The organism is Sphingomonas sp., assembly GCF_965200105.1.
Classification (GTDB): domain Bacteria; phylum Pseudomonadota; class Alphaproteobacteria; order Sphingomonadales; family Sphingomonadaceae; genus Solisphingomonas.
Genome location: NZ_CBDATN010000002.1, coordinates 865502 through 885826, shown reverse-complemented (window position 1 = coordinate 885826; position 20325 = coordinate 865502). Strand labels below are relative to the sequence as shown.

Here is a 20325-nt window from a genome sequence, read left to right as displayed (position 1 = left end):
TTCGGCTCCGATTACGAGAGGTGACCGCCGGTCATCGCGAGATGATCGGCGACGGGTCCGAGCGCGAGGCTCGGCAGGAAGGTGAGGCCACCCAGGATCAGGATGATGCCGACGAGCAGCCCCACCCACAGCGCGCCTGTGGTCGGGAACGAGCCGGCCGAGGGCGGCGTGTGCTTCTTTGCCGCCAAGCTGCCGGCGATCGCCAGCATCGGCACGATCACGAAGAAGCGCCCGAGCCACATCGCGACGCCGAGCAGACCGTTGTAGAACGGGGTTCCCGCAGTCAGCCCCGCGAACGCCGAGCCGTTGTTCCCGACGGCGCTGGTGAAGCCGTACAGGATCTCCGAGAAGCCGTGCGGTCCCTTGTTGAGCGGGCCCGCCAGCCCGGCGGTGGTCACGGACGCGATCGCCGTCCCACCAAGGATGGCGAGCGGCAGCACCGCGATGGCCAGAACGGCGAGCTTCACCTCGCGGCTCTCGATCTTCTTGCCGACATATTCCGGCGTGCGGCCGACCATCAGCCCGGCCACGAACACCGCCAGGATGGCGAACAGCAGGAAGCCGTAGATCCCCGAGCCGACGCCGCCGACGACGATCTCGCCGAGCTGGACGTTGAACAGCGGCACGAGCCCCCCGATCGCGGTGAAGCTGTCGTGCATCGCGTTGACGGCGCCGCAGGAGGCGTCGGTCGTCACGGTCGCGAACAGTGCCGACGCGGCGATCCCGAAGCGCGCCTCCTTGCCCTCCATGTTGCCGCCCGCGACGCCGAGCTGGTGGAGGACGGGATTGCCGGCGGCCTCCTGCCAGTAGCAGATCGTGACGCCAGCCAGGAACAGGATGACCATCGCGGACAGGATCGCCCAGCCCTGGCGGGTATTGCCGACCGCCTTGCCGAACAGCCAGGTAAGACCGAAGCCGATGACGAAGATCGACAGCATCTGGACGAGGTTGGTCCAGGCGCTCGGGTTCTCGAACGGGTGAGCCGAGTTGCCGTTGTAGAAGCCGCCGCCGTTCGTGCCCAGCATCTTGATGGCTTCCTGGCTGGCGACCGGGCCGAGCGTGATCGTCTGGCGCGCGCCTTCGAGCGTCGTGGCGGTGACCTGCTGGGTCAGCGTCTGAGGCACGCCGCCCGCGATCAGCACGCCCGCATAGAGGATCGAGATCGGTAGAAGCAGGTAGAGCGTGATCCGCGTCATGTCGGCCCAGAAGTTGCCGATCGTGCCGGTCTCCCGACGGGCGAAGCCGCGGAACATCGCGAAGGCGAGCGCGATGCCGACCGCCGCCGACAGGAAGTTGTGAAGCGTGAGCGTCAGCATCTGGGAAAGGTTCGACATCGTCGACTCACCCGAATACCATTGCCAGTTGGTGTTGGTGGTGAAGCTGACGGCAGTGTTGAAGGAGCCATCCGGGCCGATGCCGGGGAATTTCGGCGTATTGAGCGGCAGATAATACTGCAACCGCAGGATCATGTAGGTGAACAGCAGCGATACGGTGCTGAAGATCAGCATGTGCGTCGTGTAGGCCCGCCAACTCTGTTCTTCCTCCGGGTCGACGCCGGCCACGCGGTAGAAGCCCCGTTCGACCGGACCCAGGACCGCATGAAGCGGCGTGCGCCGACCCTGCCACAGGGCGTAGAGCCACAGACCCATCGGCTTGGTCAGCGCGAGCAGAATGCCGGTGAAGAGGAGGATCAGGATCCAGCCCTGGACTGTCATGGCAGGTGCTCCTTCAGAAGCGTTCCGGCCGGACGAGCACGGCCACGAGATAGCAGAGGAGCCCGAAAGCGGTCAGCGCCGCGAGCAGGAGATCGATAGTCATGGTTCTTCCGTCCTGCCGGTCAGGCGTTGTCGCAGAGCCGGACATAGGCGAGCGCAAGCGCCAGCAGCCCGAGCAAGATCGCGATCCAGATGACGTCCTGCATGGATGTTCCTCCCATCGGAAGTTCGCCGATCCGATCGCCAGATCCGCCGCGCGTGTGCCGACGCGTGAACGGTCGGTGCCGACCAGCGAACACGTGCGAGATCTTTTGGCTCGGCCCGCATTAGTTATCGAGACCGAAGAAGCCGATTTTGCGTATGTTCGGCGTAGAGGTCACGTCCGTGAGATCTCAGGCGTGAGTGCCGTGAGCGGGCGAGCGTCAGCGATGCCCAGGCAGGACCGAAGTCGTTCGGCCCAGCGTCCCTGCGGCGGGGAGGAGGCGATGGTGGTGACGTTCCGTCGCCACACGCTGCTGCCGCTCGAGGACGGCCTCGACGCCCATGGACCCGCGGCCGGTCGAACGGATGGACCGGGCCATCAGGGACGCCACCGTCAAGCGGACCATCGCGGCAGCCACGAGGAGCTGCGGCAGCACCTCCGGTTCCTCATCGGCGAAAGCGGCCTGTGGTGGGCGGTGAGAGGATCGAACTCCCGACCCGCTCGGTGTAAACGAGCCGCTCTACCGCTGAGCTAACCGCCCACGCCATTGTCCTTAGGGCGGCGCGGGAGAGGCGTCAAAGCGGACGGACGAGCAGGGCGGCTACGGCGAGCCAGGCCGGTCCCGCGACGCGCTCGACGCCGCCGCCGCCGACGGGCAGCAGATCGAGATCGCCGCCGTCGACCGCGATCAGCCGGCCGAAGCGGAAGCGGCCGGCTGGCGCGGGCACCAGCACGTCGCGATTGCGCGCCTCGGCGAACGCGTCGGGCGCGAGGCGATCGAGCCACAGCGTGTCGCCGGCCCGATAGTCGCCCAAGCCCGCCTCGACGATCAGCGCCACTGCGCCAACCTTGGGGCGCGGCGGCACGGCGGTGCGCGCGCGACGCGGCGCCGCCGGGCCGTTCGCGCCGAGCACGGCGGCGACGGGCAGGTCGACCGAGTCGGGAAGCTGGACGAGGTCCGCCGCCACCACGCCGAGCGCCGCGGCGATGCGGTTGAGCCAGCCGACCGAGACGGTTCGCGTGCCCGTCTCGAGCCGGCCGATCGTCTGCGCGGTGGTCGGCGGCGTGCAACGCGCCGCGACCTCCGCGAGCGTCAGCCCGCGTGCGCGGCGGACATCGCGGATGCGGGTTATCATGTCGAGCCTCCATCACCGATGCGGTTAAAAAACGCTGTCCTACAAGCCGGCGGCCGTGGCAACCCAAAAGCGACTCGGTAGACAGCAACGGAGGACGGCATGACCAAGGCGTTCAAGAGGCGGGCGGAGGACGGGCAGCGCCTGCTCGTCGAGCGCGCGCTGCGTGAGGATGGCTCCCCCAGGCGCGGGCGGCCGGCGCGCAGCGTCACCGTCAACCTGGCCGAATCGCCGCTCGGCTGGCTGCGCGCGCGCGGGCTGGTGAGCGAGCGGCAGTTCGAGGCTGGCGAGCGGCTGCGCGGCGACTGGACGGTGGCGGGGCTGGGCCCGCGCGTGACGATGCGCTGGGACGCGGCGCCGTCGGGCGGGCGGCGGGGTGGCCCTGGCGACGCGCTCGATCCGACGCTGGCGCAGATCTCCGCCAAGCGACGTACCGACGACGCGCTGGCGACGGTGGGCGCGGGGCTCTCGGACGTGTTGTGGCGGATCGTCTGCGCGGGCGAAGGCATGGAGACCGCCGAACGCGCGCTCGGCTGGCCGGCGCGCGCGGGCCGCGTGGTGCTGACGCTCGCGCTTGATCGCCTCGCCGACCATTACCGGCTCGCCTGAGGCACCCGGCGCGGCGCGGGACGTTGGAACGGGATGGCCGAGACGATCGACGATCTGCGCCGCGCCATGGAGGCGGCGGCGCAAGCGGGCGAGTTTGAGGAGGCGGCGCGGCTGCGCGATCGCGTCGCGCTGATCCGCGGCGGCGCCCTGCCGGAGGAGGCCGCGGCCGCCGACACGCGCGGCCTGACGCGCCAGCAGCCGGGAGCGATGGGGCTGGGCTCCAGCCGCCAGTCCGTCTCGCCGCCCGCCGGTTGGACGCCGCCGGCGAAACCCGATCCGATGACGCGCGGACGCGGCAAGCACCGCAGCAGATAACCGCATACGCACTTTCCGCTTGACAGCGACCCGCTGTTTAGGTACATACCGGGAACGCTGAGAAGTTGCGTCGGGGGCCGGGCGGTGAAGACGCCGTGCCGGCCCCTGGCATGTCCCGGGGGGACGGACCATGACCATCGTGAAGAAGGCGGCGCCCGCCACCGGGCGCTGGTCGACGGCGCGCGAGCGGCGTTTCCTCGATCATCTCGCCGCCAGCTCCAACGTCGCCGCGTCCGAGCGGGTGGCGATGGTGCCGGCGGGCTCCGCCTACCGACGCCGAACCCAGTCGGCCGAGTTCCGGGTGGCGTGGGAGGTGGCGCTGCGCGAGGGCTATACCCGGCTGGAGCTCGCCCTCCTGCAGCGCGCGATCGAGGGCACTCCGGTCATCATGATCGACCGGCAAGGCAAGACGCGCAAGACGCGCGAATATTCCGAGCGGCTGGCGCTCAACCTGCTCGCCCAGCACCGCGAGGCGGTGGCGGCGACGGGCGCGATCGACGCCGACGAGAGCGCCAAGGCGCGGCTGGCGCGCAAGCTGGAGGAGATGGCAGACCGCCTCGACGCGGAGGAGGCGGCCGCCGCTGCGGCGAATGCGCCGGCGGCCGCGCCTGAGAGCAGCGATGCGGCGTGAACGCGTCGACGCGGCGCGGCTGGCGGGTCTCACCCCGATCGGCCTCGCGCGCGAGCTGGCGCTGGCGGACGAGACGACCGCGCGCCACATCCTGGCTTTCTGGCCGTTCTGGGCGCGCCCCGCGCAACTGCCGCCGCCGGGCGACTGGCGGGTGTGGCTGATGATGGCGGGGCGCGGCTTCGGCAAGACGCGCGCCGGCGCGGAGTGGGTGCGTGGGCTCGTCGAGGGCAATCGAGCGGCCCGCGTGGCGCTGGTCGCCGCGACGCTGGACGAGGGCCGCGCGGTGATGATCGAGGGCGAGAGCGGGTTGCTCGCGATCGCGCCCGACGGGCGGCAGCCGGTGTGGCAGCCCTCGCTGCGCCGGCTCAAGTGGCCGGGCGGCGGCACCGCCACGCTCTACTCGGCCGCCGAGCCCGAGAGCCTGCGCGGGCCGCAGCATGGCTATGCCTGGGCGGACGAGATCGCGAAGTGGCCGGCTGGCCGCGCGGCGTGGGACAATCTCGCGCTCGGCCTGAGACTAGGCAAGCGGCCGCGCGTCGTGGCGACGACGACGCCGCGCCCGGTGCCTCTGGTACGCTGGCTGATGGCGCGCGCGGACGTGGTGGTGACGCAGGGCCGCACCGAGGACAATGCCGCCAACCTGTCGGCGGACTTCCTGGCGAGCGTCACCGCGCTCTACGGCGGCACCCGGCTGGGCCGGCAGGAACTGGACGGCGAGCTGATCGAGGAGGTGGAGGGCGCGTTGTGGACGCGCGCGCTCCTCGAACGCTGCCGGGCGCGGCAGGCGCCGGCGCTGGCACGCGTCGTGATCGGCGTCGACCCGCCGGCGGGGGTGGGCGGCGACGCCTGCGGCATCGTCGCCTGCGCGCTGGGAGAGGACGGGCGCGGCTTCGTGCTCGCCGACGACAGCGTGGCGGGCGCGACGCCAGAGGGCTGGGCGCGCGCGGTGGCGGCGTCCGCCGCGCGGCACGGCGCCGACCGCGTCGTGGCGGAGGCCAATCAGGGTGGTGCCATGGTGTCGAGCGTGCTGCGGGCCGCCGACGCCGTTCTGCCGGTGAAGCTGGTCCACGCCACGCGCGGCAAGTCGGCGCGGGCGGAGCCGGTGGCGGCGCTCTACGAGGCGGGGCGCGTCGCCCACGTCGGTGCCTTCCCGGCGCTGGAGGACGAGATGGCGGGGATGCAGGCGGGCGGCGGCTATGCTGGGCCCGGTCGCTCGCCCGATCGCGCCGACGCGCTGGTCTGGGCGCTGACCGCGCTGATGCTGGGCGGCGGCGGCACGCCGGGGCTGCGGCGGCTCTGAGGGCGGCCCGGCCGCGAGATCTGAGGCCCTGGGAGGGCCGGACGGGAGACCAGGACATGCGATTGTTCGGATGGGGCGCGCGGGGCACCGCGCGGCCGGCGCTGACGCGCGTGCGCGGCGGAAGCCCCGGCGCGACGGGTGCGATCGGGCTGCTCGGCGGGTCGGAGGTGGATTGGCCGCTCGGCTACGAGGCGCAGGTGCGCGCCGCCTTCCTCGGCAACGCGGTGGCGCAGCGCGCGGTGCGGCTGATCGCGGAAGCCGCGGCCGGCGTGCCGGTAGACGTCACGCCGGAGGGCGGCCCGGCGGGCGCGCTGCTGCGCGGCGCGTCCAACGGCCAGCCGCTCGTCGAGACGGTGGCGGCGCAGCTTCTCCTCCACGGCAACGCCTTCGTGCAGATCGTGAGCGACGCCGACGGCACGCCTGCCGAACTCTACGCGCTCCGCCCCGAGCGCGTGACCGTGGAGGCGGACCCGTCGGGCTGGCCGGCCTCCTATCTCTACCGGGTGGGCGAGGCCGGCGCGCGCATTCCCGCGCAGGCGGCGGACGGCAAGCCGGCGCTGATCCACCTGCGCGCGCTCCACCCGCTCGACGATCATTACGGGCTGGGCTGCTTGGGCGCGGCGGCCGGGCCGGTGGCGATCCACAACGCCGCGACGCGCTGGAACAAGGCGCTGCTCGACAACGCCGCGCGGCCGTCCGGCGCGCTCGTCTACGATCCCGGCGAGCCGGGCGCGACGCTGGCCGCCGATCAATATGACCGGCTCAAGGCCGAGATGGAGGCGAGCTTCTCGGGCTCGCCCAATGCCGGGCGGCCGATGCTGCTGGAAGGCGGGCTCAAGTGGCAGGCGCTCAGCATGTCGCCCGCCGACATGGACTTCGTCGGGCTGAAGGCGGCCGCCGCGCGCGACATCGCGCTCGCCTTCGGGGTGCCGCCGATGCTGCTCGGCCTGCCCGGCGACTCCACCTACGCCAATTATCAGGAGGCCAATCGCGCGTTGTGGCGGCTCACCGTGCTGCCGCTCGTCGGCAAGATCGTCGGCGGGCTGGCCGAGGCGCTGCGCTGCTGGTGGCCGGATCTCGCGCTGGTGCCCGATCTCGACGCGGTGCCGGCGCTGGCCGCGGATCGCGAGCGGCTGTGGGCGATGGTGTCGGGTGCCGACTTCCTCGATCCCGACGAGAAGCGCCAGATGCTGGGCTTCGCGCCTCGCGAGGTGGCGGCGTGATCCCCGGCGACGTGCTCGCCCGGCTGGTCGAGCAGGGCCAGCAGCAGGGCGGCGACCTCGTGACGCTGCGCGCCGTCGCCGAGGAGGCGAGCGAGATGGGCGCCTCCCGCGCCTTGGAGAGGCTCGGTCTCGCCGACACCCGCGCGCGCGCCGACTTGGACGAGATGCGCGAGCTGCTGTCGGCGTGGCGCGACGCCAAGCGCACCGCGCGCGACGCGGTCGTCGGCTGGGCGACGCGGGTGGTGCTGGCGCTGCTGCTGCTCGGGCTGGCGGCGCGGCTCGGCCTCGTCGCGCTGGTGCGCGGATGAGCGCCCCGATCCCTGCGCTGCGCTTCGCGGGCTACGCGGCGCTGTTCGATCGGGTGGATCGCGGCGGCGACGTCGTCCGTCGCGGTGCCTTCGCGCGCGCCGTGGAGCGCGGCGGCGCCCACGTCCCGCTGCTCTGGCAGCACGATCCGGCGCGGCCGATCGGGCGCATCGAAACGCTGGCCGAGGACGCGCGCGGCCTGCGCGTGATCGCCAGGCTGACTCCCGGCAATCGCGCGGCGGACGAAGCGGCGGCGCTGCTCCGCGACGGCGCGGTGGGCGGCCTGAGCTTCGGCTACCGGACCCGGAAGGTCCGCGCGGCGGGCCGCGGCCGCGAACTGACCGACCTCGATCTCGTCGAGGTGTCGCTGGTCACGCTGCCGATGCAGCCGGGCGCGCGCGTCCACGCCATCGCCGACGAACAATCCCCTTTTCTCAACCGTCAAGGAGAATGAGATGAGCTACGAGATCAAGTCCGATCCGCTCGACGACAGTTTCGAGCAGGCCGCCGACATCGCCGAGCTGAAGGCCGGCATGGCCGACCTCAAGGCCAAGCTCGACGGTGCCGCGATCGTCGCCGGACGTCCGGCGCTGGCCGGCGCCAAGTCCGACGCGCGGGCGCCCGCCACCAAGGCATTCGTCGACAGCTACCTGCGCGGCGGCGTCACCGCCGGGGTCGAGGTGAAGGCGATCGACGGCACCGCCGGGGGCGCGGGCGGCTACGCCGTGCCGCGCGAGATCGACGCGACGATCGACGACACGCTGAGGGCGATCTCGCCGATCCGCGCGATCGCCAACGTCGTGACGGTGGGCACGTCGGGCTACCGCAAGCTGGTCGCCGCCGGCGGCATCGCTAGCGGCTGGGCGGCGGAGAACGTCGCTCGGCCCGAGACCGCGACGCCCACCTTCGTCGAGGTCGCGCCGCCGATGGGCGACCTCTACGCCAACCCTGCCGCCACGCAGGTGATGCTCGACGATGTCGGCTTCGACCTGGAGACTTGGCTGTCGGCGGAGATCGCCACCGAGTTTGCGCGTGCCGAGGGCGCCGCCTTCGTCGACGGCGACGGCGTCGGCAAGCCCAAGGGCTTCCTCGCCAACCCGGTCTCCACCGCCGGCGACGCGACGCGCGCCTTCGGCACGCTGCAGGTGCTGCCCACCGGCGTAGACGGCGCCTTCCCGGGCGCGACGCCCGAGGATCGGCTGATCGACCTCGTCCAGTCGCTGCGTGCGCCGTACCGCCAGGGCGCGGCGTTCGTGATGAACTCGGCCACGCTCTCCGTCATCCGCAAGATGCGCACCGCCGAGGGCGCGTTCGTGTGGCAGCCGGCGCTGGCGGAGGGGCGGCCCGATACGCTGCTCGGCTACCCCGTGGTGGATGCCGAGGACATGCCCGACATCGGATCGGGCGCGTGCGCCGTCGCCTTCGGCAATTTCCGAGCCGGCTACCTGATCGCCGACCGGCACGAGACCGCGATCCTGCGCGATCCCTTCACGCACAAGCCGTTCGTCCACTTCTACGCCACGCGGCGGGTGGGCGGCTGCGTCGCCAATTCGGAGGCGATCAAGCTGTTGCGCTTCTCCGCGAACTGACCGGTTCCGGCCGGGTGCGCTCCCGGCCGGACGCGTCGCGGGCGGGCACATCCCCTTCCGCCTGCCCGCGACGCGCTTCTCGTGGCTCCATCACCGGGATCTTGGACCTATGGCGACGATGATCGACGCGCCGCCCGACGGCGGGCTGGCGGCCGCGAAGGCGTACCTCAGGATCGACACGGGCGAGGAGGACGCGCTGCTCGGCCTGCTGATAGCGGCAGCCGTCGCGATCTGCGAGCGGTTCACCGGACTTGCGCTCTTCGCCCGCGATCGCAACGACATCCTGGCCGCCGCCGACGGTGCGTGGCGGCTGCTGCCGGCGACGCCGGTGAGCGCGATCACCGCCGTCGCCATCGTCGATGCGGCCGGCGTGGCGAGTGCCCTGCCGGTCGCCTCCTACGCCATCGACATTGATGCGGGCGGCGACGGCTGGGTGCGCGTCGGCGGCGGGCCGGGTGTGCGGGTGCGCGTCTCTTATCGCGCCGGCCTGGCGGCGGATTGGGCGTCGCTGCCGCCCGCGCTCGCGCAGGGCGTCGTGCGGCTGGCCGCCCACCTCTACGCGCATCGCGACGAGGCCGACGACGCCGGGCCGCCGGCCGCCGTCGCGGCGTTGTGGCGACCGTTCCGCCGGATGCGGCTCTCGTGAGCGCGCTCGCCGGCGCGCTGACCGCGCGCGTGACCATGCTGGGCCGCGATCCCGCCCGCGACGATCTCGGCGCGGCGGGCGGCGCCTGGATCGAGGGCGAGACGATCTGGGCGCGGATCGCGCCCGAGGCTGCCGGGCCGGGTGACGATGCAGGCCCGCTCCGCCGCTGGACCGTGACGGTGCGCGAGCCGCTGCCGCCCGGCGAACGGATCGCCTGGACGGGCGGCACGATGCGCGTGCGCGGCGTCGAGCGCGATCCAGCGCGGCCCGATCGCGTGACGCTCAGGACGGAGGATGTGCGATGACGATGCCGCTCCGCTTCGGCAATGCCACCGCGACCGCGCTGGCGCGCTCCGCCGCGCGCTCCGCCGCCGCGATCGCCGCCGAGGTGCCGCGCGACGTGACCGTGACGTGGAGCGACGGCGTAGTGCGGCTGACCGGCGCCCGGCTTTCGCTGCGCGCGCTGACCGATCCGCGCCTGCGCGACTTCGCCGCGATCGTGCGCTCGGGCGGGCGGCGATGAACGCCGCCGACGCGGGCCAGCGCGCGCTGGTCGCGGCGCTGCGCGGGGCGGGGATCGCCGTCTATGACGGGCCGCCGCTTGGCGCCGCCTATCCCTACGCCGCGATCTCGGAAGGATCGGCGACGGACTGGAGCACGAAGGACGCGCGCGGGCGCGAGCTGCGCCTGTCCTTCGCGATCTGGGACGACGGCGGCTCCGCCGCGCGGCTGCACGCGCTCGCTGCCGCCGCCGAGGACGCGGTAGAGGCGATGCCGCGCGATCTGCCGGGCTACCGCGTCGCCAGCCTCGTGCTGCTGCGCTCGCGGATCGTGCGCGATCCCGACGGGCCGTGGGCGGCCAGGCTCGACTACCGCGTGCGAATGCTCGCGACTTCACATAGCTGACGGAGGTTCCTGAGATGACGGCACAAAGCGGCGCGGCCTTCCTGCTCAAGATCGGCGACGGCCAGGCGAGCCCGACCTACGCGACGGTGGCGGGGCTGCGCACCACCCAGATGTCGGTGGCGGGCGAGATGGTGGCGGTGACCACCAAGGATTCGGGCGGCTGGCGCGAGCTGCTCTCGGGCGCCGGCACGCGGAGCGTCTCGGTGGCGGGGGCGGGCGTGTTCACCGGATCGGCGGCGGAGGCGCGGCTGAAGGCCAACGCGCTCGCCGGCACGATCGACAGCTACGAGTTGGCGTTCGACGGCGGCGAGCGGATGCGCGGCCGCTTCCTCATCACCAAGCTCGATTACGCCGGCGACTATAATGGCGAACGTTCCTACACGCTTGCGCTGGAATCCTCGGGCCAGGTGGCGAGCCTGTGAGCGCGCCCGCCAATCCCGTACGGGGCGAAGCGGCGCTGACGGTGGCGGGAACGCCTCTGACGTTGCGCCCGAGCTTCGCCGCCCTGGTTGCCGCCGAGCAGGAGCTCGGCCCGCTGTTCGAGCTGATCGAGCGGGCCGGCGCGGGCAAGCTTTCGCTCGGCGAGGTGGCGGCCCTGTTCTGGCACTGCCTGGCCGACCGGCCCGACGGCGTCGATCGCGCGACGCTCGGCGAGGCGCTGGTCGAGGCCGGGCTGGCGGCGGTGACGCCGCTGCTGCGCGGGCTGCTCGCGCAGGTGCTCAAGGGGCGATGAGCATCGCCTTCGCGGATCATGCGCGCAGGCTCGCCGGCATCGCTTCGGCGCTGGCGGGTTGGGCGCCCGACATCTTCTGGCGCGCGACGCCGGCGGAACTTGCCGCCGTGCTCGACGCGCTCACCGCCGACGATGCAGGTGCGGCCCCGCCGCCGCCTGCGACGATCGCAGCCTTGAAGGAGCTTCATCCCGATGGATGAGGAAGTGGAGACGCTGCTCGTCGGCGTCCGCGCCGACACGGGCGCGTTCGCGGCCGACGCGGCGGCGATGCGCGCCTCGCTGGAACAGTCTCTGGGCGGCGGCGCAGATCGGGCGGGCCGCCTGATCGAGAGCGGGCTCGCGCGCGCGATCCGATCGGGCAAGCTCGGCTTCGACGACCTGGAGCGCACCGCGCTCGCCGCGCTCGGCGCGATCGCCAGCCACGCCATCGCGGGCGGGCTCTCGGCGGCCACCGGCGGCGACGGCGGGCTCGTCTCGCTCGGCACCAGGCTGATCGGCGCGGCGCTGGGCCTGCCGGGGCGCGCCACCGGCGGGCCGGTGTCGCCCGGCCGAGCCTATCTGGTCGGAGAGCGTGGGCCGGAGATGTTCGTGCCGACGTCCTCCGGCAATATCGCCGCGCCGCAGGCGGGTGGCGCGCGCGACGTGCGCGTGGCGATCACGCTGGTGAGCCCGGGCGGCGACCAGCCGCAGGCGCTGGCGCGATCGGGCCGGCAGGTCGCGCGCGCGGTGTCCGACGCGCTCGCGCGGGCGGAGCGCTAGAGGTGGGCTTCTGGCTGGCGAGCGACGCCGACGCGAAGCGCGCGCAGGCGCGCGGCGGGTGGCTCAAGCGTTTCGATCCGCGTTACTGGACGGTCAACTTCCCGCGCCCGATGATGGCGGCGGCGACCACGCTCGCACCCGACGCGCTGCGGGTCGACGCGGTATTCTACCGCGCCGACGACCTTGCCGGGCTGATCTGGGAAGCCGAGGACCGGCTCGACCACCCGTTGCTGCGCTACGAGACGGCGCGGGACTTCACCGGTTGCACGCTCGTCTTCCGCTGGCGCTCGTCGGGGCTGATGCCGCTCGACGCGGTGAACGGCCCGACGCTGACGATCGAGGGGCGCGACCGGCAGGGGCGTCCGCGATCCTGGTACGTGCGGCTGTGGAACTATGCCAGGGGCACCCCGCAGGACGCTCGGATCACATTGGATTTCGCCGCGCTGGACGGCGGCTTCCTGCTGCCCGGCGAAGCCGATCCGGTGTGGGCGGGCGATATCGACCGGCTGTTCCTGTCGCTGGTGCCGCCGGGCTATACGGGGCATGATGACGTGCTGCCCGCGCCCGGCGAGGCTTGGGTGGAGCTGACCGGCATGCGCTGCGATGGCGCCGGATCGGTACTGGCGATCGGTCAGGTGCTGGTGCCGCCGCACGGCGCCGGCATCGCCACCGGCTTCGACGACGGCTACTCGCAGACCCCGGCGCGGCTGCTCGGGCAGGCGCTGGCGCTCGGCTATCGCGGCGCTATCGACCATTATGTCGGAATGAGCCACTATTTCCGGCTCGGCTGGGATGCGGGATCGGGCCGCTTCCTGGCGAGCCGGACAGGCGGCGTACTCAACGTCGCGTGCGCGGCATGGCATCGCGATTTCCTGCGCCACGCGCGCGCACTCGGCTTCGAGACGATCCTGTCGCTGTCTTGGGAGCTGCTCGACCAGCATTGCTGGGAGGATTGGAAGCAGCGCGCACCCGACGGCACGCCGGCGCTGACCGGTTGGGATCCGCCGTCCACGCTGCTCTCGCCCGCCTGCGGGCCGGCGATGGACTATCTGCGTGCCGTGGCGGCGGCGTTCGCGTCGCTGGCGGTGGAGGCGGGCGTACCCGTCCGCTTCCAGTGCGGCGAGCCCTGGTGGTGGGTGCGCGCGGACGGCACGATCTGCCTTCATGACGCCGCCGCGCGCGCCAAGCTGGGCGTGGGGGTGGACGCGGTCGGCAGCATCCTCGGGCCGCAGCCGGCGGCGGTGCGCGCGGTGCTCGACGCGGCGGGCGCGTTGCTGGCGCAGTCCACCGTCTCGGTGTGCGCGGCGGTGCGCGGCGTGGCGCCCGGCGCGGAGACGCTGTTGCTCGCCTACCTGCCGACCGTGCTCGATCCGCGTACGCCCGACGTCGCCCGCGCGAACCTGCCGACGGGCTGGGCAAGGCCTGCCTTCGATCGTCTCCAGCTCGAGGATTATGACTGGGTGACGGCGGGCGACGCGGCGTCGTCCGCGCGCGGCGCGGCGGCAGCGACCGCGCGGCTCGGCTATCCCGTGGCGCAGCAGGATTACATGACCGGCTTCGTGCTGCGGCCCGAAGACGGACCGGCGATGTGGCCGCTGATCGACGCGGCAGGCGAGGCGGCGCGCGCGCGCGGCGTGCCTCGCATTTTCGTCTGGGCGCTGCCGCAGGTGGTGCGCGACGGCTTCACGCGCTTCGCCATCGGGGAGGGACAGGTGCAGGCATTCGACGACGTGGACTTCCCGCTGGCGCTGGGACGGGAGGCGTCGGCCGCGCCCGCCTTCTCCACCGCGATCGTGACGACGGCGGCCGGCGTGGAGCAGAGGAACAGCGACTGGGCGGACGCACGCGCCCGCTACGACGCCGGGCCGGGCGTGCGATCGGAAAGCGACATGGGCCTCCTGCTCGCCTTCTTCCGCGCGCGGCGCGGTGCGGCGCGTGCGTTCCGCTTCCGCGACCCGTTCGACCAGAGCTCGGCGATCGACGGACTGTCCGATCCTAGGCCGGGCGACCAGCGGCTCGGCACGGGAGATGGCAAGCGCGTGTCGTTCACACTGGTGAAGAGCTATGGCGACGACGATCCGCAGGTCCGCACGATCGCCCGGCCGGTGGCGGGCAGCGTCCGCGTCGCGGTCGGCGGCGCGGAGCGGCTGACCGGCTGGACGCTCGACGGAGGCGTGGTGACGTTCGGCACGGCGCCGGCGGCGGGTGCGGCGGTCACCGCCGGCTTTCGCTTCGACGTACCCGTCCGTTTCGCCGCCGATAGCCTGGAGGTGTCCGCCGCCACCTTCCGTGCCGGCACCGCGCCCAGCGTGCCGCTGATCGAGGTTCGCGCGTGAGTGCGCCGGCGTGGCTCCAGGGCGAGCTCACCACCATGGCGCTGTGCTGGCGGCTCGATCGCCTCGACGGCGTGACGCTGGGTTTCACCGCACATGATCGCGATCTGCCTATCGACGGCGTGCTCTACTCATCGCGGCCGGGGATGCTGCCCTCCGCGATCAGCCAGTCGGACGGGTTCGATGTCGACACGCTCGATCTCGACGGTGCGCTGACCGACGACGCGATCGCCGAGGCGGATCTCGCCGCCGGGCGGTGGGACGGCGCGAACCTCACATTGTTCGCAGCCGACTGGAACGATCCATCCGCGCCGACGCTGGCGATTGCGCGCGGAGAGCTCGGCGACGTGACGATCCGCGACGGCGCCTTCACGGTGGAGCTGCGTGGAGCCGCGGCGCTGCTCGAACGACCGGTGGTGGAGCGTACCTCGCCCGATTGCCGCGCCGAACTGGGCGACAAGCGCTGCCGCGTCGATCTCGCGCCGCGCACGCGCATCGCGCGGGTGACGGAGGCGGAGGGCATGGTGCTGACGCTCGACGCGAGCGAGCCCTCCGCCAACGCCTATGGCTTCGGGCGACTCAGGTGGCTGGGCGGCGGCAATGCCGGGCTCGGCGCCGCGATCGCCCTGTCGGCGGGCGCCACGCTGACGCTGCGCGATCCGCCCTTCGCGAGCCCGGAGCCGGGGGTGCTGGTCGAGCTCACCGAGGGTTGCGACCGGCTGCTCGCCACTTGTCGTTCCCGCTTCGCCAATGCCGCCAATTTCCGTGGCGAGCCCTACCTGCCGGGCAACGATCTGCTCGCGCGCTACGGCACCGGCGGATGACGGAGGGGCAGGCGGCGGTCGTCGCCGCCGCGCGCGCGTGTCTCGGCGCGCGCTTCCGCCTCCACGGGCGCGACCCGTCGCACGGGCTCGACTGCGTGGGCCTGGTGGCGAGAGCATATGCGCTGTCCGACGTGCCCGCCGGCTACCGTCTGCGCGGCGGACGCGAGGAGGCGGTGCTGGCGGCGCTCGACCGGCTCGGATTTCGCGACGCGGAGGGGGCGAGCCCGGCCGACCTGCTGCTGCTCCGTCCCGGCCCGTTCCAGCTCCACCTCGCGATCGCGACCGCTAGCGGCTTCGTCCACGCCGATGCGGGCCTGCGCCGCGTCGTCGAGGTGCCCGGCTTGCCCCGCTGGCCGCTCGTCGCGCGCCGGCATCGCCCGAGAGGATAGGCTATGGCGACACTCGTTCTCACCGCCGTCGGCACGCTGGTCGGCGGACCGATCGGCGGCGCGATCGGCGCCGCCCTCGGCAGCCAGGTCGATCGGGCGCTGTTCACCCCCAAGGGCGCGCGCGGTCCCCGGCTCGGCAGCCTGGCGGTGCAGAGTTCGACCTATGGGGCCGAGCTGCCGCGCCTGTTCGGCACGATGCGCGCGGCGGGATCGGTGATCTGGGCGACCGACCTCCTGGAGTCGCGGCACAAGTCGGGTGCGAAAGGCCAACCCAAGACGACGACCTACAGCTACTCGACTTCGTTCGCGGTGGCGCTGTCGGAGCGGCCGATCCGCTCGGTGGGTCGGATATGGGCTGACGGCAACCTGCTGCGCGGCGCGGACGGCGACTGGAAGAGCGAGCTCGGCCACTTCCGCCTCCACCTGGGCGACGAGGCCCAGCCGGTCGATCCGCTGATCGCCGCCGCCGAAGGCATCCACGCGACGCCGGCGCATCGCGGCCTCGCCTACGCGGTGTTCGAGGATCTCCAACTGAGCGACTTCGGCAACCGCCTGCCTTCGCTAAGCTTCGAGATCGTCGCGGATCCGGAGCCGGTAACGCTTTCGGCCATCGCGGCAGAGCTCTCCGGCGGCGCCATCGCCGGGGCGGGCGGCCCGGCGCTGGTAGGCTACGCGGCGAGCGGCGACAGCGTGCGCGGCGCGATCGAGGCGGTCGCGCGCGCGTTGCCGGTGGCGTTCGCGGAGGATGGCGACGGGCTGCGCCTCGTCGACGAGGCGTCCGACGCCGCCGCGATCGTCGCCGACGAGCTTGGCACCCGCGACGGCGAGACGCGCGCGCCGCGCATCGCGATCGACCGCCGGTCGGCCGGCACGCTGAACGAGGTCGTGACCGTCTCCTATTATGATCCGGCGCGCGACTGGCAGGCGGGGCAACAGGCGGCGCGGCGGGGTGCCGCCGGCAGGCGCGCGGGCGCGATCGAGCTTCCCGCCGCGATCGCCGCCGCCGATGCGCGGGGCATCGCGCAGGCGTGGCTGGAACGCGAATGGGCGGAGCGGACGGCGGCGACGGTGACGCTGCCGTGGCGCAGGCTCGATCTCGCGGCCGGGTCGATCGTGACGTTGCCGGGGGCGAGCGGCCGCTGGCGAGTAACGCGGCGGCGCTTCGAGGCGTCCGCGGTGACGATCGAGGCGGTCGCGCTGCCCGGCGGGGGTGGCCTTCCGGTCCCGGCCGAAGCCGGCCGCGCCGCGGCGCAGGCCGACGCGGTACAAGGCGCCACCCGCCTCGTACTGCTCGACCTCCCGTCGCTGGGTGATACTGCGTCGGACATCCCGACTTTGCTGATCGCGGCGGCAGGCGACGGGCCGGGCTGGCGACGCGCGACTTTGATCGGCAGCATCGACGACGGCCAGAGCTGGGAGACGATCGGACAGACCGCCGCGCCCGCCATCATGGGCGTGGCCGACACCGCGCTGCCGCCCGGCTCCTCCTACCTGATCGACGAGGCGTCATCGGTGGACGTGACCTTGTCTCACGACGGCATGGCGCTGGAGGGCGATACGCTGCTCGGCTGGTCGGCGACGTCCAATCTCGCGATGATCGGCGACGAACTGGTCCAGTTCGGCGAGGCTGTGGCGATCGGCGCCGCGCGCTACCGGCTGCGGCGGTTGTTGCGTGGGCGGCGCGGCAGCGAGGCCGCGGCGAGCGGGCACGCGGCCGGCGAGCCCTTCCTGCTGCTCGATCCCGACGCGCTTGTCGCCTGGCCGCTGCCCGCCCGCGCGATCGGGGCCAGGCTGCGCGTTGCGGCGACAAGCGTCGGCGACGCCGCGCCCACCGAGGCGGCGATCGGCTTCGTCGGCCGCGCGCTCGCGCCGCCGGATCCGGTGGCACTCCGTGCGAGCCGCGGTGGGAGCGCGACCATGCTCCGCTGGACGCGGCGCAGCCGGACCGGCTGGGCTTGGGTCGACGGCGGCGACGCGCCGCTCGGCGAGCAATCCGAGCGCTACCGCGTGGTCGTGACCCACGACGCCGCCTCCGCCGCCTACGAGACCGACAAGCCGGGGCTGGCGCTCCCCGACACCGCGCTCGGCACCGGACCGGCGCTCGCGACCATCGTCCAGCTCGGCACGCTCGCGCCGTCGCGGCCGGGCGCCACCTTAGGTCTTCCGACGGGAGTATGATCATGTCCGACACGAGCCCGCGCTTCTCGCTGCCGCTGCTGGCGGCGGGGCAGGCGCAGAAGGAGCTGTTCCACAACGAGGCGCTGACGATCGTCGACGCGATCGTCCACCCGCTGGCGCTCACGATCGGCGACGCGGCGCCGCCCGCCGCGCCTGTGCCGGGGCAGTGTTGGATCGTAGGCGCTTCGCCGGTGGGCGCGTGGGCAGGGCGCGCGGCCACGCTCGCCGCGTGGACGGAAGGCGGGTGGCGCTTCGTCGTGCCCGTCGAGGGGATGGCGGTGTGGATCGCGGCGGAGGGACTGGAGGCTCGCTTCGAGGGTGGCGCCTGGACGTTAGGCGAGGTTATCGCTCGACGGCTGCTCATCGGCGGCGTGCAGGTGGTGGGCGCGAGGGCGCCGAGAATCGCCGCGCCGAGCGGCGGCACGAACTCGGATCAGCAGTCCCGCGACGCGATCGCCGCGATCATAGCGGTGCTTTCCGGTCACGGTCTCACGGCAAACTGATTCTTTTTTCGGCCCATCGAAACCGTTTGGTCGCAAAGATGTTACACGAGCCGCCTGTCGGGTATGACCTCCTCTTCATTGCTTGTGTCATCTCGGCAACAGTGTTGGATTATGCGCGCTTGCGTGGATATCTCGCATTGGGTTAGGCATTTGCAGGTTCCCAGTCGGGAATGAAAGAAAGGGGATTACAATGCGGAAGCTCGCCGTAGTCATGGCGTTAGCCTCCACCGCAATCGCCGGGCCGGCGTTCGCGAGGGATAAGGCTCTTTATGTTGGCGTCGAGGGCGGCGGCATGCTCGTCGAGGACTCGACGTACGATCTCGGCGGAACGCCGAACGCCTTTAAGGTCAAGCAGAAGACCGGTTTCGACGTCGACGGTATCGTCGGCTATGACTTCGGTCCGATCCGGATCGAAGGCGAGGTGGGCTATAAGCGCGCCGAGGTCTCCGGCTTTAGCGTCAACGACGCGACCAACATATCGCCGGCGAACTTCCCGTCGGGCGTTGCGGCGAACGGCATCTACAACAGCAAGCGCAGCGGCTCGACCGATGTCCTGAGCTTCATGGGTAACGCGCTGCTCGATTTCGGTGACGAGACCGGGATCAGCGGGTATGTCGGCGGCGGCGCCGGCGTCGCGCGCATCTCTGCTAACATCTGGCGCTTCGACGGTGGCCCGGTGTTCGTCGACGATACCGATACCCGCTTCGCCTTCCAGGGCATCGCAGGCGTTCGCGCGCCGGTCACGCAGAATATCGACTTCGGCGTGAAGTATCGCTTCTTCAACGCCTTCGGCAACAAGCCGGTGACGTCGTCGGGCATCGACGCGAAAGGTCGGTTCCGGTCGCACTCGCTGCTCGCCAGCCTGATCTTCAACTTCGGCGAGCCGGCAGCTCCGCCGCCGCCGCCGCCGCCGCCTCCCCCGCCGCCTCCCCCGCCGCCGCCGCCGCCGCCGCCGCCGGCCAATCCGGGTCCATTCATCGTGTTCTTCGACTGGAACAAGTCGGACATCACCCCGGAGGCTGCGTCGATCCTCGACAACGCCGCCGCGTCCTACGCCCAGACCGGTCAGGCTTCGGTGATGCTCGCGGGTTATACCGACACGTCGGGCACGCCCAAGTACAACCTGGGTCTGTCGCAACGTCGTGCGAACTCGGTGAAGCAGTATCTCGCGGGCAAGGGTGTGCCGGACACGGCGCTCACCACCCAGGCGTTCGGCGAGACCAAGCTGCTCGTCCAGACCGCCGACGGCGTCCGCGAGCCGCAGAACCGGCGCGTGGAGATCACCTTCGGTCCGGGGTCGGGACAGTAAGAACGACAACGTCCGGTCTTGCGGGACTGGTAGTTGGAAAGGGGGTCGGCGAGAGCCGGCCCCCTTTTCTTTCTGCGTCGGGCGGGCTGGTGCCGATTAGCCGAGGGGGTAGCGTTCGACTACCTCGTAGAGCGCGCCTTCGCGTCCGAAATGGCTCTCGTACAGCCGCATTTCTGCGAAGGTGAAGCCGAGCGGGGGAAGGGCGATCGACGCGACGATGCCGGGCGGCGGCGCGGCGCCTCGGCCAAACCGGGCTAGCGTGACATGCGGGCGGTAGGCGCGACCGTCCGCCATCAGCCCGGCGCGGATTAGCGCCCGATCCACCTTTGCGTGAAACGCGCGTAGAGCGTCGAGTGGCGCGACGCCCGCCCATAGCGTGTCGATACGCCCACCATGATCGAAGACGCCGACGCCCTCGATTCGCGCCGGAATGGCGGGATGACGGATGCCTGCTAGCGATACCGCCGCATCTTCCCCTACATGCCGATCGAGCTCTCCCAGGAAGCGGACGGTGCAATGAAGTTGCGCGTCGTCCTGCCACCGCGCGCCGGCGACGGTGCCCATCGCCGCGATCAAGGCGGAGCGGACCGGCCGCGGCAGCGCCAGCGCGACGAAGAGCCTGTGTCGTGTCATGTTTCGTGTCCATGCTTGCCACCCGCCGGTTTTGCTTGAAAGCGAGGAGGCGCACGATGATATGAGATATTGGTCGGCGAGGTGCGTCG

Annotated in this window: 26 protein-coding genes and 1 tRNA gene; 22 read left to right on the top strand and 5 right to left on the bottom strand. The window is 72.2% G+C overall.

Annotated features, from left to right (window positions below):
• Nucleotides 1-11: 11 nt before the first annotated feature.
• The 4 genes from kdpA to ACOFKX_RS05655 all read right to left on the bottom strand — a co-directional run bounded on the left by kdpA (nt 12) and on the right by ACOFKX_RS05655 (nt 3053).
• Entirely contained in the window at nt 12-1715 is a 1704-nt protein-coding gene (kdpA, locus tag ACOFKX_RS05670) for a potassium-transporting ATPase subunit KdpA (protein ID WP_419826090.1), read from the bottom strand.
• Between the two features lie 13 nt (nt 1716-1728).
• The gene (locus ACOFKX_RS05665) at nt 1729-1818 is read right to left on the bottom strand and encodes a potassium-transporting ATPase subunit F (protein WP_419826089.1); all 90 of its coding nucleotides are present in this window, start codon (nt 1816-1818) and stop codon (nt 1729-1731) included.
• A 565-nt stretch (nt 1819-2383) separates the two neighbouring features.
• Nucleotides 2384-2458 (bottom strand) — tRNA-Val (locus tag ACOFKX_RS05660).
• Between the two features lie 34 nt (nt 2459-2492).
• Nucleotides 2493-3053 (bottom strand): helix-turn-helix domain-containing protein, encoded by a 561-nt coding sequence (locus ACOFKX_RS05655; protein ID WP_419826088.1) that lies wholly within the window; start codon nt 3051-3053, stop codon nt 2493-2495.
• 99 nt (nt 3054-3152) lie between these two features.
• On the opposite strand from ACOFKX_RS05655, the gene ACOFKX_RS05650 reads away from it, so the two are divergent.
• The 22 genes from ACOFKX_RS05650 (at nt 3153) to ACOFKX_RS05545 (ending at nt 19603) form a co-directional block, all read left to right on the top strand.
• Nucleotides 3153-3659: a DUF6456 domain-containing protein gene (locus ACOFKX_RS05650; RefSeq protein WP_419826087.1), complete on the top strand. Its 507-nt coding sequence runs from the start codon at nt 3153-3155 to the stop codon at nt 3657-3659.
• Between the two features lie 33 nt (nt 3660-3692).
• Nucleotides 3693-3974, top strand: coding sequence for a UvrB/UvrC motif-containing protein (locus ACOFKX_RS05645; RefSeq protein WP_419826086.1), 282 nt, complete (start codon nt 3693-3695; stop codon nt 3972-3974).
• Nucleotides 3975-4104: 130 nt separating this feature from the next.
• Nucleotides 4105-4605: a hypothetical protein gene (locus ACOFKX_RS05640; protein WP_419826085.1), complete on the top strand. Its 501-nt coding sequence runs from the start codon at nt 4105-4107 to the stop codon at nt 4603-4605.
• Nucleotides 4595-5905 carry a DNA-packaging protein gene (locus ACOFKX_RS05635; protein WP_419826084.1) on the top strand — a complete coding sequence of 437 codons (1311 nt, stop codon included), beginning with the start codon at nt 4595-4597 and terminating at the stop codon, nt 5903-5905. The genes ACOFKX_RS05640 and ACOFKX_RS05635 overlap by 11 nt, the downstream gene beginning before the upstream one ends.
• 56 nt (nt 5906-5961) lie before the next feature.
• Entirely contained in the window at nt 5962-7128 is a 1167-nt protein-coding gene (locus tag ACOFKX_RS05630; protein ID WP_419826083.1) for a phage portal protein, read from the top strand.
• Nucleotides 7128-7436: a DUF6127 family protein gene (locus ACOFKX_RS05625; RefSeq protein ID WP_419827353.1), complete on the top strand. Its 309-nt coding sequence runs from the start codon at nt 7128-7130 to the stop codon at nt 7434-7436. The genes ACOFKX_RS05630 and ACOFKX_RS05625 overlap by 1 nt, the downstream gene beginning before the upstream one ends.
• Complete coding sequence (locus ACOFKX_RS05620) at nt 7433-7888, top strand: HK97 family phage prohead protease (RefSeq protein ID WP_419826082.1); 456 nt, start codon at nt 7433-7435, stop codon at nt 7886-7888. Before ACOFKX_RS05625 ends, ACOFKX_RS05620 begins: the two co-directional genes overlap by 4 nt.
• 1 nt (nt 7889) lies before the next feature.
• A complete protein-coding gene (locus tag ACOFKX_RS05615) occupies nt 7890-9023 on the top strand; it encodes a phage major capsid protein (RefSeq protein WP_419826081.1) in 1134 nt (377 codons plus the stop codon).
• 109 nt (nt 9024-9132) lie between these two features.
• On the top strand, nt 9133-9669 hold the full coding sequence (locus ACOFKX_RS05610; RefSeq protein WP_419826080.1) for a head-tail connector protein: 537 nt from the start codon (nt 9133-9135) through the stop codon (nt 9667-9669).
• Complete coding sequence (locus ACOFKX_RS05605; RefSeq protein ID WP_419826079.1) at nt 9666-9974, top strand: head-tail adaptor protein; 309 nt, start codon at nt 9666-9668, stop codon at nt 9972-9974. Before ACOFKX_RS05610 ends, ACOFKX_RS05605 begins: the two co-directional genes overlap by 4 nt.
• Nucleotides 9971-10192, top strand: coding sequence for a hypothetical protein (locus tag ACOFKX_RS05600; protein WP_419826078.1), 222 nt, complete (start codon nt 9971-9973; stop codon nt 10190-10192). The genes ACOFKX_RS05605 and ACOFKX_RS05600 overlap by 4 nt, the downstream gene beginning before the upstream one ends.
• Nucleotides 10189-10575, top strand: coding sequence for a DUF3168 domain-containing protein (locus ACOFKX_RS05595; protein WP_419826077.1), 387 nt, complete (start codon nt 10189-10191; stop codon nt 10573-10575). Before ACOFKX_RS05600 ends, ACOFKX_RS05595 begins: the two co-directional genes overlap by 4 nt.
• A 14-nt stretch (nt 10576-10589) precedes the next feature.
• Nucleotides 10590-10997, top strand: a complete 408-nt coding sequence (locus tag ACOFKX_RS05590; RefSeq protein WP_419826076.1) for a phage major tail protein, TP901-1 family — start codon at nt 10590-10592, stop codon at nt 10995-10997.
• Nucleotides 10994-11308 (top strand): gene transfer agent family protein, encoded by a 315-nt coding sequence (locus ACOFKX_RS05585; protein WP_419826075.1) that lies wholly within the window; start codon nt 10994-10996, stop codon nt 11306-11308. The genes ACOFKX_RS05590 and ACOFKX_RS05585 overlap by 4 nt, the downstream gene beginning before the upstream one ends.
• Nucleotides 11305-11508, top strand: coding sequence for a phage tail assembly chaperone (locus ACOFKX_RS05580; RefSeq protein WP_419826074.1), 204 nt, complete (start codon nt 11305-11307; stop codon nt 11506-11508). The genes ACOFKX_RS05585 and ACOFKX_RS05580 overlap by 4 nt, the downstream gene beginning before the upstream one ends.
• Complete coding sequence (locus tag ACOFKX_RS05575; RefSeq protein WP_419826073.1) at nt 11501-12067, top strand: tail tape measure protein; 567 nt, start codon at nt 11501-11503, stop codon at nt 12065-12067. The genes ACOFKX_RS05580 and ACOFKX_RS05575 overlap by 8 nt, the downstream gene beginning before the upstream one ends.
• A 2-nt stretch (nt 12068-12069) precedes the next feature.
• Complete coding sequence (locus tag ACOFKX_RS05570; protein WP_419826072.1) at nt 12070-14403, top strand: DUF2460 domain-containing protein; 2334 nt, start codon at nt 12070-12072, stop codon at nt 14401-14403.
• Nucleotides 14404-14438: 35 nt separating this feature from the next.
• A complete protein-coding gene (locus ACOFKX_RS05565; RefSeq protein WP_419827352.1) occupies nt 14439-15224 on the top strand; it encodes a DUF2163 domain-containing protein in 786 nt (261 codons plus the stop codon).
• On the top strand, nt 15221-15613 hold the full coding sequence (locus tag ACOFKX_RS05560) for a peptidoglycan endopeptidase (protein WP_419826071.1): 393 nt from the start codon (nt 15221-15223) through the stop codon (nt 15611-15613). The genes ACOFKX_RS05565 and ACOFKX_RS05560 overlap by 4 nt, the downstream gene beginning before the upstream one ends.
• 3 nt (nt 15614-15616) lie before the next feature.
• Nucleotides 15617-17791: a phage tail protein gene (locus ACOFKX_RS05555; RefSeq protein WP_419826070.1), complete on the top strand. Its 2175-nt coding sequence runs from the start codon at nt 15617-15619 to the stop codon at nt 17789-17791.
• A 2-nt stretch (nt 17792-17793) separates the two neighbouring features.
• Nucleotides 17794-18294, top strand: coding sequence for a DUF2793 domain-containing protein (locus tag ACOFKX_RS05550; RefSeq protein WP_419826069.1), 501 nt, complete (start codon nt 17794-17796; stop codon nt 18292-18294).
• A 190-nt stretch (nt 18295-18484) separates the two neighbouring features.
• Complete coding sequence (locus ACOFKX_RS05545) at nt 18485-19603, top strand: OmpA family protein (protein WP_419826068.1); 1119 nt, start codon at nt 18485-18487, stop codon at nt 19601-19603.
• Nucleotides 19604-19699: 96 nt separating this feature from the next.
• Here the strand turns inward: ACOFKX_RS05545 and thpR are convergent, their stop codons facing one another.
• Nucleotides 19700-20236, bottom strand: a complete 537-nt coding sequence (thpR, locus tag ACOFKX_RS05540) for an RNA 2',3'-cyclic phosphodiesterase (RefSeq protein WP_419826067.1) — start codon at nt 20234-20236, stop codon at nt 19700-19702.
• Nucleotides 20237-20325 lie beyond the last annotated feature (89 nt).